The organism is Sulfitobacter sediminilitoris (genome assembly GCF_010667575.1).
In the GTDB taxonomy this organism is placed as follows: domain Bacteria; phylum Pseudomonadota; class Alphaproteobacteria; order Rhodobacterales; family Rhodobacteraceae; genus Sulfitobacter; species Sulfitobacter sediminilitoris.
Genome location: NZ_JAABNT010000003.1, coordinates 369,450 through 385,139, shown reverse-complemented (window position 1 = coordinate 385,139; position 15,690 = coordinate 369,450). Strand labels below are relative to the sequence as shown.

General features: G+C 59.6%; 17 protein-coding genes and 1 pseudogene. 9 read left to right on the top strand and 9 right to left on the bottom strand.

The features are described from left to right. Positions 1-100: 100 nt before the first annotated feature. The 3 genes from GV827_RS07435 to dusB are packed head-to-tail and all read right to left on the bottom strand — an operon-like array spanning position 101 to position 3,546. Complete coding sequence (locus GV827_RS07435; protein WP_164353154.1) at positions 101-1,474, bottom strand: response regulator; 1,374 nt, start codon at positions 1,472-1,474, stop codon at positions 101-103. Between the two features lie 3 nt (positions 1,475-1,477). Then, a complete protein-coding gene (locus GV827_RS07430) occupies positions 1,478-2,563 on the bottom strand; it encodes a two-component system sensor histidine kinase NtrB (RefSeq protein ID WP_164353153.1) in 1,086 nt (361 codons plus the stop codon). Next, a complete protein-coding gene (gene dusB, locus GV827_RS07425; RefSeq protein ID WP_386332634.1) occupies positions 2,560-3,546 on the bottom strand; it encodes a tRNA dihydrouridine synthase DusB in 987 nt (328 codons plus the stop codon). Before dusB ends, GV827_RS07430 begins: the two co-directional genes overlap by 4 nt. 194 nt (positions 3,547-3,740) lie before the next feature. Between dusB and ispF the strand changes: the two are divergent. The 4 genes and pseudogenes from ispF to GV827_RS07405 all read left to right on the top strand — a co-directional run. Beyond that, a pseudogene (gene ispF, locus GV827_RS07420) lies at positions 3,741-4,223 on the top strand (2-C-methyl-D-erythritol 2,4-cyclodiphosphate synthase); the annotation flags it as partial. Then, the gene (locus GV827_RS07415; RefSeq protein ID WP_164353150.1) at positions 4,220-4,711 is read left to right on the top strand and encodes a phosphatidylglycerophosphatase A family protein; all 492 of its coding nucleotides are present in this window, start codon (positions 4,220-4,222) and stop codon (positions 4,709-4,711) included. The pseudogene ispF and the gene GV827_RS07415, both read left to right, overlap by 4 nt. Beyond that, complete coding sequence (locus GV827_RS07410; protein WP_164353149.1) at positions 4,712-5,194, top strand: CinA family protein; 483 nt, start codon at positions 4,712-4,714, stop codon at positions 5,192-5,194. It begins immediately after the preceding gene. 137 nt (positions 5,195-5,331) lie between these two features. Further along, positions 5,332-6,513, top strand: coding sequence for an ammonium transporter (locus tag GV827_RS07405; RefSeq protein WP_164353148.1), 1,182 nt, complete (start codon positions 5,332-5,334; stop codon positions 6,511-6,513). Here the strand turns inward: GV827_RS07405 and GV827_RS07400 are convergent. After that, positions 6,495-7,778, bottom strand: a complete 1,284-nt coding sequence (locus GV827_RS07400; protein ID WP_164353147.1) for an MmgE/PrpD family protein — start codon at positions 7,776-7,778, stop codon at positions 6,495-6,497. The two genes, GV827_RS07405 and GV827_RS07400, sit on opposite strands and share 19 nt — an antisense overlap. A 5-nt stretch (positions 7,779-7,783) precedes the next feature. Continuing rightward, positions 7,784-8,236, bottom strand: a complete 453-nt coding sequence (locus GV827_RS07395) for a type II toxin-antitoxin system RatA family toxin (protein WP_164353224.1) — start codon at positions 8,234-8,236, stop codon at positions 7,784-7,786. 78 nt (positions 8,237-8,314) lie between these two features. Here GV827_RS07395 and hpt point away from each other — a divergent pair, with 78 nt between their 5' ends. The 4 genes from hpt to GV827_RS07380 all read left to right on the top strand — a co-directional run bounded on the left by hpt (position 8,315) and on the right by GV827_RS07380 (position 10,490). Next, positions 8,315-8,851, top strand: coding sequence for a hypoxanthine phosphoribosyltransferase (gene hpt / locus GV827_RS07390; protein ID WP_164353146.1), 537 nt, complete (start codon positions 8,315-8,317; stop codon positions 8,849-8,851). After that, on the top strand, positions 8,848-9,021 hold the full coding sequence (locus GV827_RS23355; protein WP_204325765.1) for a hypothetical protein: 174 nt from the start codon (positions 8,848-8,850) through the stop codon (positions 9,019-9,021). Before hpt ends, GV827_RS23355 begins: the two co-directional genes overlap by 4 nt. Positions 9,022-9,137: 116 nt before the next feature. Then, the gene (locus tag GV827_RS07385; RefSeq protein ID WP_204325764.1) at positions 9,138-9,605 is read left to right on the top strand and encodes a c-type cytochrome; all 468 of its coding nucleotides are present in this window, start codon (positions 9,138-9,140) and stop codon (positions 9,603-9,605) included. Between the two features lie 3 nt (positions 9,606-9,608). Further along, entirely contained in the window at positions 9,609-10,490 is an 882-nt protein-coding gene (locus tag GV827_RS07380) for a cytochrome c (protein ID WP_164353144.1), read from the top strand. On the opposite strand, the gene lipA is transcribed toward GV827_RS07380, so the two are convergent. The 3 genes from lipA to GV827_RS07365 form a co-directional block, all read right to left on the bottom strand. Continuing rightward, a complete protein-coding gene (lipA, locus tag GV827_RS07375) occupies positions 10,487-11,440 on the bottom strand; it encodes a lipoyl synthase (RefSeq protein WP_164353143.1) in 954 nt (317 codons plus the stop codon). The genes GV827_RS07380 and lipA overlap by 4 nt on opposite strands. Positions 11,441-11,554: 114 nt before the next feature. Next, positions 11,555-12,163 (bottom strand): hypothetical protein, encoded by a 609-nt coding sequence (locus GV827_RS07370; protein ID WP_164353142.1) that lies wholly within the window; start codon positions 12,161-12,163, stop codon positions 11,555-11,557. A 206-nt stretch (positions 12,164-12,369) separates the two neighbouring features. Then, positions 12,370-13,497 (bottom strand): DUF6456 domain-containing protein, encoded by a 1,128-nt coding sequence (locus GV827_RS07365; RefSeq protein WP_235930267.1) that lies wholly within the window; start codon positions 13,495-13,497, stop codon positions 12,370-12,372. Between the two features lie 250 nt (positions 13,498-13,747). Between GV827_RS07365 and GV827_RS07360 the strand changes: the two genes are divergently transcribed. Continuing rightward, a complete protein-coding gene (locus GV827_RS07360) occupies positions 13,748-14,041 on the top strand; it encodes a DUF6477 family protein (RefSeq protein WP_164353141.1) in 294 nt (97 codons plus the stop codon). Positions 14,042-14,043: 2 nt separating this feature from the next. Here the strand turns inward: GV827_RS07360 and GV827_RS07355 are convergent, their stop codons facing one another. Continuing rightward, positions 14,044-15,582 carry a trimethylamine methyltransferase family protein gene (locus GV827_RS07355; RefSeq protein ID WP_164353140.1) on the bottom strand — a complete coding sequence of 513 codons (1,539 nt, stop codon included), beginning with the start codon at positions 15,580-15,582 and terminating at the stop codon, positions 14,044-14,046. Positions 15,583-15,690 lie beyond the last annotated feature (108 nt).

Sequence of the window (15,690 nt, the reverse complement as noted above, 5' to 3'; positions counted from 1 at the left end):
CCGATGATGTGATGCCCGCACGCATCAACCGCCATATTGTGTGGTCCTAATCAGGCTCAGCGCTTGGCTGATACATGATGGCCACGGTTATGTGGCGCTTTTACATCATTTTGCGACCCCTTGTCACCTCAATATCAAGATCGGTGATTTTCTTGCGCAATGTATTCCGGTTGATGCCCAGCAAATCGGCGCATTTTGCCTGATTCCCCGAAGTTGCAGCGAGCGAAATTTCGATCAGCGGTGCCTCGATCTCGCGCAGGATGCGGCCATAAAGGCCCGGTGGTGGCAGCATGGATCCGTGCTGGTCGAAATAGCGCCGCAGATGCCGTTCGACCGATGCGCCAAGGCGTTCGGTATTGGCCTGCGCGTGTACGGGTTCGGGTGCGGGCTGTGCGCCCAGCACCTGTTCGGCTTCAGCCTGGCTGATTTCCGGCGCGCGGCTGGTCAGGGCCAGCTGGCGCATCGCGTGCTCAAGCTGGCGGACGTTACCGGGCCAGGAGTAGTTCGCGAAGACCTTGCTGGCCCCTTCGGACAGGCGGCGTGCCGGGCCATTGCCGTTATCGGCCCGTTCAAGGAAATGATACGCGAGCAGTTCGATATCCTCGACCCTGTCGCGCAACGATGGCACATGCACTGTCGCCCCAGAGAGGCGGTAGAAGAGATCGCGGCGCAGCGCCCCCTTTTTCATCGCTTCGGCCAGATCGGATTGGCTGGTGGCAAGAAAACGCGGTGTGTAGTCCCCCGGCGCGTCCATCATACGGGCGATCCGGGCCTGAACCTCAAGCGAAATGTCCGCGATTTCGTCAATCAGCAGCGTGCCGCCGCGCACACGGGCGAGCACGCGTGCAGGGCCTTCGATGTCCTGAAGATCAGCGCCCGTTACGGTGACAAACGGCAATGTGCGGCGGTCAGAGAAGTCATGAATGGCCTTGCCGATGAGGGACTTGCCGGTCCCGCTTTCGCCCCAGATCAGCACCGGCAGATCTGTATTCATCACCCGTGCCACAAGCCGGTACAGCGCCTGCATGACCGGGGTCCGGCCTACAAGCGGCAGATCATCCCGGTCGGCATCGCTGGTCGGTGTCGCAGGTGCGGCCCGGGCAGCGGTTTCCTTGCGGTTGAGGGCGCGTGCGGTGCGCTTCATCAGGTCCGGCAGATCGAACGGCTTGGGCAAATAGTCGAACGCGTCAGCCTCGGCCGCCTTGATCGCGGTCATGATGGTGTTCTGTGCGGAAATGACGATCACGGGCAGATCGGGCCGGTCTTGCGAAATTTTGGGCAGCATTTCCAGACCGTTCCCGTCGGGCATGGCAACGTCCGTGATGACCGCGTCCCCTCGCCCTTCCCCCACCCAACGCATCAAGGTCGTCAGACTGGAAGTCGCGTGAACCTTGCAGCCTGCACGCGTCAGCGCCTGGGTCAGGACAGTGCGAATTGTGCGGTCATCGTCTGCAACAAGAACGGTGCCATCCATGGATCAGTTCTCCTTTGTAGGGGTTGGTTTGGCCTCTGGTGCGCGGGGCAAAGAAATGCGGAAAACAGTGTGGCCGGGTGTGCTGTCCACCGAGATCCAGCCGTCATGTTCGGAAATGATTTTGGAGACGAGTGCCAGGCCGAGACCTGTGCCGTTCTCGCGACCGGACACAAAGGGATCGAAAATGTCCCCCTTGATGTTTTCGGGCAGGCCGGGGCCGTCGTCGATAATCTCGATCTGCAACGGCAGCGATTGGCCAGAGCCATCGGCGCGGCGCATACGGAAGGAATGTTCGAAATAGGTGTGCAGACGGATCGTGCCGCCGCCTTCGCCCGCGGCCTCGGAGGCGTTCTTGAGCAGGTTCAGGACAACCTGCAGCAGCTGGTCCTTGTCGCCGAGGGCATAGGGCAGCGATGGGTCGTAATCTTCGGATATCTTCATTTGCGCGCCAAAGCCCAAAAGTGCAGACCGTCGGGCGCGGTCCAGAACATCATGCAGATTGACCGCGTTTCGGACTGGTTCGGTCAGATTGCCAAACTGTTCGACCTGTTCGAGCAATTTCACAATGCGGCGGGATTCGGCGACGATCAGATCGGTGAGTTCAAGTTCTTCGGCGCCAAGGTTCATGGACAAAAGCTGGGCCGCACCTGTGATGCCCGCGAGCGGGTTCTTGATCTCATGCGCCAGCATTTCGGCCATGCCAATGGCGGATTTCGCTGCTGATTTAACCGAATGATTCTGGGTCATGCGACCAGACAGTTCGCGGGCAGAGATCATCATCAGCATGTGACCGGGCATGCCAGACAGCGGGGCGATCTGCAGCGCAGATTTTTGCGGGGCGCGTTGGCCAGAGCCCACGTCGACGTCATTCACGAACAGCGCGGTTTCGCTGTCGCGGGCGCGAATAAAGGCATCTTCCAGTGGATAATCGACCGCGACCATGTCCCAGACAGGCACACCGATGACGGATTTGGCGGAGGCGTTAAAGAAGCCTTCGGCGGCCGGATTTGCATCCTCGATCGTGTCGTCCGGGGCGATCAGGAGGGTCGGGATGGGCAGCGAGGCCCAGATGCGCCGGTCAGATTTCATGCGGCCACCCGGTCAGCGCCGAGGTGCATGGCATGTGCGATCAGACGGCGTGCATCCTGCGGTGTGGGCGCGGTCAAGAGCGCCTTGCGGACATCGGACGGGGTTCCCGCAGTGTCCATGTACCAGCCAAGGTGTTTGCGCGCGACGCGCGCGCCAAGCGCGGTCCCGTAAAAGCGCAACATACCTTCGTAGTGTTCCAACACCATCTCTGCAAAGGCCGCGCCATGTGGGATTGTCGGTACAGACGTGCCGTAAAGAGACGCAGAGATCTCGGCCAGCAACCAGGGTTTGCCCTGCGCACCGCGCCCGATCATCACGCCATCCGCACCTGAGTGGGCCAGTGCCGTGCGTGCGCCACCAGCGGAAACGATATCGCCGTTTGCGATCACGGGGATCTGCACGGCTGATTTCACCCGCGCGATGGCACGCCAGTTGGCACGCCCCTTGTAGAATTGACAGCGGGTGCGTCCGTGGATGGTGATCATCTTGATCCCCGCCGCCTCTGCACGTTTGGCGATCATTGGCGCGTTGAGCATTTCATCGTCCCAGCCCAGACGGGTTTTTAGCGTCACCGGAACATCGACCGCATTCACCACCGCCTCAATCAGGCGCAGCGCGTGGTCGGGGGTTTTCATCAGGGCAGAACCGGAAGCGCCATTTGTCACCTTCTTGGCAGGGCAACCCATGTTGATATCGATGATCCGCGCGCCCTGATCCGCGATGATCCGGGCGGCTTCGGCCATGGGTGCGGCCTCGCGTCCGGCGATCTGAACCGCTGTCCCTTCGACCCCCAGACCCAGTTCCGCCTTTTCGCGGGTGCCGGGCCGGCGGGAGAGCAACTCCTGGCTGGCAACCATCTCGGACACCACGAGCCCCGCTCCGAACCTCGCCACCAGAGAGCGGTAAGGCAGATCGGTGATTCCGGCCATGGGGGCCAGCAGGACCGGTGGTTTCAGATCATTTGGCAGGGCCAATGGGCTCACATGCTTAATCCTTGTGCGTTGTGACTTGGTGTAGTCAGGCTGTTGTGAAGCTACAACAATATAACGGTAAAGTCCCTGTGACCCAATGCTGTGATGCCTATTTTTTGTGCATTTGGGTCGGACGATTGCGCGCAGGGGCCGCATTGCCTAGACAGAGGCAGACTGGCGCAGCTGCGTCTTGGGTGAAGGAGAACCACATGGACGTCCGCACTGGCAATGGCTTTGATGTCCATGCATTTGGCCCCGGTGATCACGTGGTTCTGTGCGGCGTGCAGGTGCCTCATGATCAAGGGCTGGTGGGGCATTCAGATGCCGACGTCGCAATGCACACGGTGACCGACGCCATCTATGGCGCATTGGCGCGCGGCGATATCGGTCAACATTTCCCGCCCTCCGATCTACAATGGAAAGGGGCCGCAAGTGAGGTTTTCCTGCGCCATGCGGTCAACATGGCCAAGGACATGGGCTTTGGCATCTCGAACGTGGATTGCACGTTGATTTGCGAGCACCCCAAGATCGGGCCGCACGCACCGGCCATGCGGAAAAAGATGGCGGAATTGATGGGGCTGGAGGTGGACCGGGTGTCTGTCAAAGCAACGACGTCGGAGCGGCTGGGCTTTACCGGGCGCGGCGAGGGCATCGCCTGCATCGCCACAGCGACATTGGTGAAACCATGACCCTTGCCAAGCTGATCGGAACCGTACTGGGCGTTGGATACATCCGCCCTGCCCCCGGCACATGGGGATCACTGGTGGCCTTGCCCTGGGCGTGGCTTTTGCATGTGATCGGGGGGCTGCCACTTTTGTTGATCGGGATCGTGGCCGCGTTCCTCAAGGGCTGGTGGGCGACCTCGAAAATGACCAGCGGATCGGATGATCACGACCCGTCAGAGATCGTAGTGGATGAACTTGTCGGTCAATGGATCGCGCTTTTGCCGCTTAGCTATGCGGCGTGGACGATGGACATCTCAATCCTTGTTATGTGGCCCGGCTGGATCGCGGCGTTTGTGCTGTTTCGGTTTTTTGACATCACCAAGCTGGGCCCGGTGGGCTGGGCTGACAGGCGCGGCGACCCGTTGGGGGTAATGCTTGACGATGTGATTGCCGGCGTTTTTGCAGCCCTCGGCGTCTTGGCACTGGCCGCGCTCTATCATGGAGTGCTTTAGATGAGCCTTGCGGCGGAACTCCTTGAGCTGACGGCGCAAAAGGGGGTCATGGTGGCCACTGCTGAAAGCTGTACAGGGGGCATGGTGGCCGCGGCGCTGACGGATGTGCCCGGATCATCGGCCATGATGGAGCGTGGGTTTGTCACCTATACCAATCAGGCCAAGATAGACATGCTCGGCGTTCTGCCTGCGACGCTTGAGGCGCATGGCGCGGTTTCCGAAGAGGTAGCCCGCGAGATGGCAGTAGGCGCCTTGACGCATTCTGCTGCGCAGGTCGCTGTTGCCATTACAGGCATTGCCGGGCCCGGCGGGTCCGAACACAAGCCTGAGGGACGTGTGTGTTTTGGCGTGGCTGTTGGCGATGGCGCTTGGGTTGAGACGCAGGAGTTTGGCGCTTTGGGTCGGGACAAGGTGCGGCTTAGTGCGCGGGACCATGCGCTGCGTCTGCTGCGCGATGCTGTCCAAAAAATGCCCTCAAAATAGGCACGATACCGTCAGGGACGCCCATTTTTTGGTCTCTTTCACAAATGCACACTGAATTGGCAGGCCGCCCCTTTCCTATGCGGCGCTTGTGACCAATGTGCCAAGACCTTTTGACTGCCTGACTGGAGAAACCTTCAATGAATGCCGCCGATACCGCGTGGATCATGACCGCCACCGCCCTTGTCTTGCTGATGACCCTGCCGGGTCTGGCATTGTTCTACGGGGGCCTTGTGCGCGCCCGCAACGTCTTGAGCGTCTTCATGCATTGCTACGCAATTGCGTGCCTGATGTCGCTGCTGTGGTTCATGGTTGGCTACTCAATTGCCTTTGGCCCCGGTGAAAGCGGATTGTGGGGCGGCCTGGGCAAGATGGGATTGAATGGCGTCTCCGCTGATACGCTGAGCGGCACGTTGCCCGAAATCCTGTTTTTCGCCTTCCAGATGACCTTTGCAATCATCACCCCTGCGCTGATTGTTGGTGCATACGTGGAACGGATCAGCTTTGGGTTCATGCTGTTGTTCTCGGGGCTTTGGATGCTGCTGTGCTATGCGCCCGTGGTGCATTGGGTCTGGGGCGGCGGAATGCTGGCTGATGGCGGTATTTTTGGTGAGACAGGCGTCAAGGATTTCGCGGGCGGCATCGTGGTGCACGAGACAGCCGGGATCGCCGCGCTGGTCCTGGCGGTGATGCTGGGCGCGCGCAGGAACAACACGACACCCCCGCACAGTCCGGGACTTGTGATGATCGGTGCGGCGCTGCTTTGGGTGGGCTGGTTTGGCTTTAACGGTGGCTCCCAGCTGGCCGCAGACGGCGGCGCGGCCATGGCGATAACCGTGACCCATATTTCTGCTGCGACCGCCTCACTGACATGGGCGCTTTGGGAAAAGATCAAGTTCGGCAAGGCGTCCCTTGTCGGCATCGTGACAGGCACAATTGCCGGTCTGGCGTCGATTACCCCGGCATCGGGCTTTGTCGGTCCGTGGGCCGCGCTGCTGATCGGTGCGGTTGCCGGTATCCTGTGTCAGGAAGCTGTGGTGATGGTGCGCAACAAACTCCGAATTGACGATACGCTGGACGTTTTCGCCGTACACGGCGTGGGCGGTATCTTTGGCACGATCATGATCGCAGCACTCGGTGCTGGGTCATGGGCGGCGCAGTTGGGATCGCTGGCGATTGTCGGCGTGTTCACCTTGGTGGTGACGGTCGTTCTGACCATCGTCTGCCGGGCAATCATTCCGATGCGCGTAGATGTAGAGACCGAGACCAACGGTCTGGACCTGACCGTGCATGGTGAGCGTGCTTACGACATCACAAGCTGAGTGGTGAAGCCGCGCAGGGCACTGCCTTGCGCGGCCTCCCACAGGGCGGTCGCGCGCTCTTCTGTCAGGAGCGCGGCCGCCTTGCGCCGCAGCTTGTTGGCACGCACATCCAATGTCATCGGCGCCAGCAAATCGTGCTTGAGACGCTCTATGTCACCATTTCTCAGCGTGACGGACACTTCTGCCTCTGTTTCACTCAAACGGTCTTCGGCACTGACACTGACCTTCTCCCGCAACGCCTTGATCGCGGCATCGCGTGTGATGCTGTCGGTGAAGTTCCCGATACCCCCGGTATCGTGGCCCAAGAGGGCCATGGCGGCCGTTTGGCGGTAGCTGAACTTCGCGGCCAGTCCGGTTTGCGGATCTGGGATGTTACAGACCGACATCCAGCGCGGATGGGTACGAATGTGCAGCCTGTCGATGTCATCTGCATTCAGGTCGTTTGCCTGACCCAGCGCCTCCAGCATGGCATGCAGGCCGTGGCAGCAGGCGTGAAACTTGTGGCTGATGCTGAGGATGTGCCAATCGCCTTTCGGCAGGCTGACCGGGGCATCCATGCCGTGGTGCGTCGGCCCAAACCCCAATGGCCCGGCAAGCCCGTCCCGCGCCGCCGTCATACCGGCCTGCGCCCAAAGGCTTGCCTCGACCCCGGTCCGTGCGGCCAGTCCGGCGTTGAGCGGCTTGGCCATGGTCCCGAACTGCGCCTTGATGCCAGAGGCCATGCTGGCACAGAGCCCCAGAGCGTTGCGGGTGGTATCCTTATCAAGGCTTAACAGGCGGCAGGCGGCAAGTGTCGCGCCGAATGCACCGGCTGTCGCGGTCTGGTGATACCCAACCTGATAGTGATCGCGGCCAAGCCATAGGCCAACCATCACAGAGGCTTCCACCCCCAGGGTCGCCGCGTCATTCAGGGTCTCAAGATCAGACCCGATTTCTTCCGCCAGGGCCAGAACGGCGGGGATAACGGCGACAGAAGGGTGTCCGATGTGGGCAAAATGGGTGTCGTCATAATCAAGTGCGTGGCTCAGCGTGCCGTTGATCAGTGCCGCGCTTGCGGCAGAAGACGTGCCGCCCCCAAGAACAGAGTTCGCCCCTTTGCTGCGCGCCATCTGCATCTGTGCGAAGCCTGCAAATTCCGTTTCGCGCGCGCCGGCGATGCCGCAGGCGGCCCAGTCAAATAGTGAAAGTCGCATCATTTGCGCGGCGTCGTCTGGCACATCCGCATCCAGAAACCGCAGTAAGAGGTCAGTAATCGTGTCAGCCATAGGTTTCAGGCCCCCGTTCCATAGAGCGCGTGGGCGCGATTTTCGAAGGCGCGCACCACGCGCTGCATTGCCTCGTTGAACACGACGCCGATAATGCCTTGCAGAATGGCATTCTTGAATTCGAAATCGACATGGAAATGCACCTTGCACCCTCCATCGATGTCCTCAAAGTGCCAGTCCGATTTCATATATTTAAAAGGACCATCAAGGTATTCAGTGTCGATCTTTTTCCGTTCGGGCCACAATACAACGCGGCTGGTGAACCGTTCGCGGAATACTTTGAAACTGATGACCAAGTCGGCATCCATGATCCGGTGATCGCCCATGTCATCGTCGCGCCGGATACGGGCGGCGGCGGTCCATGGCAGGAATTCGGGATACTTGCCCACATCCGCGACCAGATCGTACATCTGATCTGCGGTATAGGGCAGTTCTTTGGTTTCGGAATGGGTCGGCATTGCTTTCCAGGTGCGCTCAGGGTAGCCCTGTGTCACCGTTTGGACACGCGAATTCAAGGGCTAAGGGCGGGTAGTTTCATGACAGATCGTCGCTACGTGATAGACGAAATGATCTCGGCCAAGTCGATTGCCGCGCGCATCGAGGACTTGTGCCGTGAGATCCGGCGCGAATTCGCGGGCACCGATAAACTTGTGGTTGTCGGGCTCTTGCGTGGGTCCTTCGTATTCATCGCCGATCTGGTCCGCGAACTGGACATGCCGATCGAGGTCGATTTCCTTGAGGCCTCAAGCTATGGTGACGGGATGGAAAGCAGCCGGGAAGTGCGCATTCTCAAGGACTTGCGCGGCGCTATTGAAGGGCGCGATGTGCTGGTTGTGGAAGATATCGTGGATACCGGCCATACGCTGCACCACGTGACAGCGCTGCTGAAATCCCGTGAGCCCGCCAAGCTGCGGACCATTGCCCTGCTGGACAAGCCCTCGCGCCGTGAGGTGGATATGAAAGCGGACTGGACCGGGTTCGAAATCCCGGACGAGTTCGTCGTAGGCTACGGCATCGACTTTGCGCAGCGCAATCGCAACCTGCCCTACATTGGCAAGGTCCGCTTCGAATGAACCCGATCTGGTTGCTTAGAATGTCGAAATGGGCGCGTCATCCGCCTTCGGCGGCGCGGGTCAAACTGGTGTTCGGAATCATCGCCGTGGCTGCAGTAATCTGGGGGATCGAATGGATGGGCTGGTGGCCGGAGTGGGCCACTGCAGAACGTATCCCGCGCAAATTCTGAGGCAGGCCGCCGCCTGTTCACACAAATGTGAGTGCGGTTTTTTTGGTCTGGTGTAGGCTGAGGTGTAGCCAACGTTGATCCTACGTGAACATTTGGAGAACACTATGAATTTGTTTATGAAATCAACCATGGCCCTGGGCCTTGGGGTTGCGGTCATCGCAACGGCCAGCATTGCTGGCAGCCATTCATCGGAAAAACTGAATCCCGCTGTCGCGGCGCGCCAACACCAGATGCAAATCGTGGGCTACAGCATCGGCATACTTGGCGCGGTCGCCAAGGGTGAGATGGAATATGATGCCGCGATGGTGTCATCGGCCGCCAAGAACCTGAACGCACTGGCGCAGCTGGATCGGGCGTCTTTGTGGATTGAAGGAACGGAACAGGGTGCAACCGCCGGTACGCGCGCCAAGGCGGAAATCTGGAGCGATCCAGATGGCTTTGCTGAAAAGTTTGAGGCGCTGGCTGATGCCTCGGCTGCGCTGATTGATGCGTCCGATGCGGCGGCCGTGGGTGCCGGTATGGGTGACCTTGGCGGATCCTGCAAAGGCTGCCATGAGAAGTATCGCGGTCCCAAGAACGAATAGGCCTTGAAAACACCGGTTCGCATTCTTGCTATCTGCGTCATCGTTGGCGCAGTCGGGGCATGGGTTCTGACGGCCCCTGCCCCGCTTGAGGACGATTTCGCTGCAGGCCACACGGCTGATGTCGAGAATGGCGCACTGGTCTTTGCCGCTGCGGGATGTGCGTCCTGCCACACGGCACCGGGTGCGGAAGACAAGCAGATGTTGTCGGGCGGCCATAGCTTTGCCAGCGATTTCGGAACGTTCTATGCCCCCAATATCTCACCGGGGGTGCAAGGCATCGGCGGATGGAGCCTTGCGGAGTTTGCCCGTGCCGTCACCAAGGGCGTATCGCCTGATGGAGACCACTATTACCCTGCGTTTCCCTACACGTCCTACCAGCGGATGACGGCACCAGACGTTAGCGATCTTTACGCCTATATGCAGACCTTGCCTGTCTCGGACGTACCGAGCAAAGCCCATGACGTAGGCTTTCCTTTCAACATCCGTCGGGGTCTGGGCCTTTGGAAGCAAATGTACATGACAGACGATCCTGTGCTGACCGGAGATCGGTCCGAGCAATTGGAACGCGGGCGGTATCTGGTCGAGGCGTTAGGCCATTGCGGCGAGTGTCATACGCCGCGGAACGCATTGGGCGGACTGGACCGCGACATGTGGCTGGCAGGTGCGCCCAACCCGTCCGGGAAGGGTGAGATCCCCAACATCACGCCCGGCAAGCTGGATTGGGCGGAAAGCGATCTGGTCTATTATTTCGAAAGCGGTTTCACACCAGACTACGACAGCGTGGGCGGGTCGATGGCGGCCGTTGTGACGAACCTGTCAAAGCTGCCCAAAAGCGACCGCGCCGCGATTGCGGCCTATCTCAAGGCGGTGCCAGCCGTCCCTTAAGCCAAACCCAGCTTCTTGTTCCGCGCCTCTCGCAAGCGGGCAAAATCATCGCCGGCATGGTAGGATGACCGGGTGAGTGGCGTTGCGGAGACCATCAGGAACCCCTTGCCATAAGCAGCCTTTTCGTAGGCAGCAAACTCATCAGGATGCACAAAGCGGTCGACGCGGTGATGCTTGGGCGTGGGCTGCAGGTACTGGCCGATGGTCAGGAAATCGATGTCAGCGGCGCGCATGTCCTCCATCACCTGAATGACCGCCTGACGGTCCTCGCCCAGACCCACCATGATGCCGGATTTGGTGAACATCGAAGGGTCGAGTTCCTTGACCCGCTGCAGCAAGCGCAAAGAGTGGAAATAACGCGCGCCGGGGCGGACCTCTGGATAGAGACCGGGGACGGTTTCGAGGTTGTGGTTAAAGACATCGGGACGGGCCTCGACCACCATTTCAAGCGCTTCGGGGCCACAGCGGATGAAGTCGGGCGTCAGGATTTCAATCGTTGTCTCGGGACTGCGGTGGCGCACGGCGCGGATGGTCTGGGCAAAATGCTCTGCCCCACCGTCTTCTATATCGTCGCGATCCACTGAGGTGATGACAACGTGGTTCAACCCCAGTTTTGCGACCGCGTCAGCGACACGACCCGGCTCGAAAACGTCCAGTGCCTCTGGCGGCTTGCCAGTGGCGATGTTGCAGAAGGTACAGGCGCGGGTACAGACCTCGCCCATGATCATCATGGTGGCGTGGCCCTGTGACCAGCATTCGCCGACATTGGGACAGCCTGCTTCCTCGCAGACCGTGACCAACTTGTTCTCGCGCATGATCTTGGCGGTATCGGCATAGCCCTTCCCGCCCGGTGCCTTGACCCTGATCCAAGAGGGTTTCTTGGGCTGGGCGTTGTCGGGCTTGCGCGCCTTTTCCGGGTGGCGCTGTTCGGGTATTTTCAGATCACGCATGATGGGTCTCCGATTGGCTGTGCCTTATCTAACACATTAGTCAGCCAACAAAACCCCGGGCGGCGCAATGCCGCTATGCGGCGATGCGGACGCGGGTCTGTTCTACGCTGTCAATCAGAACGGCACGCGCCAGCCAAAGGCAAGCGCGGTTGATCCGCCGTTCGCCTCAAACCCGCCATAGGCGTCTGACCGGTGGTGTAGCCGGAAAAACATGCTGTTGTCTGAACGCGGCAGCGACACTTCGACTTCGGCCAGCCAATAGGCAAACGTGCGCTGCGATTCCCCTGTTCTGTCCAATTCAACTTGGGGCACCTTGGTGGCATGGGATAATCCCAACCCGAATGACGCGCTCTTGAGCCAGCGCGGCACCGGACGGGGCGGCACATAGCGCAGAACCACCGGCAGATTGAATTCCAGATGATCCTGTCGGCCTGCGTGGGCCACTGCCTGGAATTGGAGACCAAGATGAAAGCGGCTGTCTGATATCTGCCGCTCCCATCCGATCCCAACGCCCAGCAAACCAGAGCTTGCAAGTTTGAGTTCTGACGGGTCGAAGACTTCGTAAAAGCGGTTTTCGGTCAAGACGCCGGCAAAAGTATCAAAATAGAAGCGATGCCGCGATTCAGCCGAGGCTGCGCTCACGTTGAGCAGTATCGCGATTGCACTGATCTGCATGATCCAGAAGGCACGCATATAGCGACCAAAGCAAAAAGGTTGGACCATTTTGACCTTCTCCAGAATAGCGCACAGAACACGGCACCCACTACTCTGCAATACAATCCAAAGCGGCACCTATTTCCAACACTATTCTACATGTGCCGATCCAAGTTTATTGATAAATCTCAGTCGTTGACCAGAAATGTGAAACCATCGTCCGCAAGCAAAGAACTGGCCATGACCAATGGCAAAGCTTTCACCTCTGCCCACGGTTACCCGATCAGCGGCCCGCCTGGTCCCACCGTTTCATCATAATGACGCTTAAGCCGTATCAATGCGATGCGCAGGACGATCTTGCCGGAGCGCGCGGACCAACCCAGACGTTTCTCCGCTGTTTCCAGTCCTTCAAGATAGCAGCAGCAGCGCAACACCACGTCGGAAAGCCCAGGACCAAGGTTCTGTAGTGCCGCCTGTACGCGTCCGCGCGCCGCAGCCGGTGCGCCGGTGCAGGTGCCGCCATTGGTTGAACCTGATTGGATGCCTGCCGTCAGGAAATGGTCCCAGTTCTGAGTGACGCTGCCATCCATTTGGGCCAGCTCAAAATCTTCGCGCAGACGCTCGCCCGCATGGACAAGTTGTTCTGCCAGAAACGGGGTGCCATCCCTGTCGCGACGCCGTGCAAGCGCGCTGAGCGGGCTTTCCCCCAAAGCGTAGCGGGCACGCGCGTTTGTCGCGCCATCACCAAGAAGACGATCGGCCGCATCGGCCTCGCCCGGTTGAACAGCCTTGCTGGCGGCGTCTTGTGGCACGCCGAAGCGGTCAAGAAACCCGGTCAGGGCGCTGCGTCCAGACGATGTGATATGATAGCGTATGATCCGTCCCGTGTTCGCTGGCGTAATCCAGTCCTTCAGCGCCATGGCCTGAGCAATTGGTGCGTCAACAACTGCTGTGCGTGCAGATGTACCGCCGGGCATATCACGCACGACGACAGCCTTGTCGAGTTCTGCCGCCACCGCCAGCACCGCCCCCGTCTCACACAGACGCCGCAAAACGCGCGCAGCTTCGCGTGCCAACGTTTCTTCATCCGGCATGGTGATCTGTGGCTTGGATGTCATCGGTTTGGTGATCTCCTGTTTGGGCTCTGTTTTCTGTGGTTTAGACGGCGTGCTGGCAGCGCCCAGCTTGCGCAGGGCGGCATCTACCAGTGGATCGTCGCGGCGCATTTCAACTTTTCGGATCTGGCGCAGGATCGTTGAGGCATGGCAGCCCGCCTGACGCGCCAAGGCGCGGATAGGCTGTCCTTTCTCAGTATGCGCAATGTAGTGGAGCGCCCCTGCAGGCACCCAGCCTGGCATTCCACCGGGTCCTTCAAAACCCATCATGTCGCGCGTTGTCGTCATTCCCGTTCCCCTTGATAAGTGCCCATTTGCGCAATTTGTCCACAGACTTTTCCACACAACCCAAAGATGCATTTATTACCTGTTGGTTAAAATGCGGCAGTTTCTTAATCATTGTTTCTAAAACATAAAAAGTTTTAAAACCGCCGTGCGCCCGTATTCAGCGCCACGCAACACCCTTACAGGTTGTGTCATGCTGTGTGGAAACCGAGGCCCTCGTGGCTTTTTTATCCACACAGGAAGGACCATTGCCATGCAAGATATTCTCACCATGCTCAACGCCCTGCACCGCCCGCGCCTGATGATGCGGGCTGCACGGATCGGAGCGCAGGAGTACCGACGCAGCGCGCATCTGCCCCGGCTGCTTGGTTACGGTGTGCTCCCACGTCAGGGCGAAGCGCTGATGAAACTGATGGAGATGGAGGCGATGCTGGAAGACCAGCGCACATGTTCGGATGCAAGCTACAGCCTGATCCGGCATCTGGATGTTCTGATCGCCATGGTGGCAGAGGCCCGCGTGCTCAAGGCGGCGCAGGCCTCTGACTAAGGTCACATGAAGCTGTCGGGTTCCGCCAGCTTCTTTTGCGCCACGAAGGCATCGAGTGCCTCGCGGATGGCGGGGTCCATGGGGGGCTGCTGGTAATCGCCCAGCATTTTCTCGACCCGGATCGAAGCCAACGCTTGCGTGTCGCGCGCGCCTTCGTCTTCCCATGTCTCGAAGGGCTTGTAGTCCAACAGGTCGGATTTCCAGAAGGCCGCTTTGAAGTTTGCTTGCGTATGTGCGCACCCAAGATAATGGCCGCCCGGTCCGACCTCTCGGATGGCATCCATCGCTTGGGCGTTCTCATCAATCTCTACGCCGCGTGCGAGATGGTGCAATGTGCCCAGCTGATCGGCGTCCATCACGAACTTTTCAAAAGAGCTGACAAGACCGCCTTCAAGCCAGCCGCAGGCATGCAGCATGAAGTTGACGCCGGAGAGCAGCCCCATGTTGAGGCTGTTCGCTGTTTCATAGGCGGCCTGCGCGTCGGGCAGTTTCGATCCACAGAACGACCCCGCCGACCGGAAGGGCAATTTCAGCCTGCGCGCCAACTGGCCAGCACCGTAGGTGATATGGGCAGCTTCGGGCGTGCCGAAGGTCGGTGCGCCGGAGTTCATGTCGATCGAGGTCACAAAGGCCCCCATGATGACCGGTGCGCCGGGCTTGCAAAGCTGTGAATAGGCGATGCCCGCGAGGGTTTCGGCCAACACCTGTGTCAACGTACCCGCCACCGACACCGGCGCCATCGCACCACCGACGATAAAGGGGGAAATGATGCAGGCCTGATTGTTCTGCGCATAGACTTCCAATGCGCCCATCATCACATCGTCGAAAGTCATCGGCGAGTTAATGTTGATGAGCGAGGTCATCACCGTGTTTTCCTGAACAAACTGATCCCCAAAGAGGATCTTGCACATATCCACGGAATCCTGCGCCCGAGATGGCTCTGTCACCGATCCCATGAAAGGCTTGTCGCTCAACGTCATATGCGCATGGAGCATATCAAGGTGACGCTTGTTAACCGGAAGGTCGGTTGGCTCGCAAACCGTACCGCCCGAATGGTGCAGCCATTTGGACATGTAGGCGAGCTTCACGAACTTGTTGAAGTCCTCCATCGTGGCATAACGCCGCCCACCGGTCGCGTCCCGCACGAAAGGCGGACCATATACCGGTGCCAGGACAAGGTTCTTGCCGCCCACCACGACATTGCGGTCGGGATTGCGCGCGTGCTGGATATATTCGGACGGGGCCGTGGCACAGAGTTTACGGGCCAGCCCGCGTGGAATGCGCACACGTTCCCCGTCAATGTCGGCGCCGGCATCGCGCCAGCGTTGAATGGCTGCCGGGTTGTCCGGAAAGTTGACTCCGATCTCCTCCAGCACCGTCTCTGCGTTGTGCTCAATGATCTCAAGCGCCTCTTCGGTCAGCACCTCGAAGTTCGGAATGTTCCGTTCAATAAACTTGGCCGTCTCGAAGGACACCGCACTGCGCTCCGCGCGCCGTGCTGCACCACCGCCACCCCGTCCGCGCCGTGCTCTTTCCGCCATTGTCGTTCCCCTGAAAGTCAGAATTTGCCTTCTGCTATCCTATTCCATGACCAACGCTGCAGCAGATACCGTCCTATAAGGGTGAAAAGCGACATCGCCCCGCGTGCT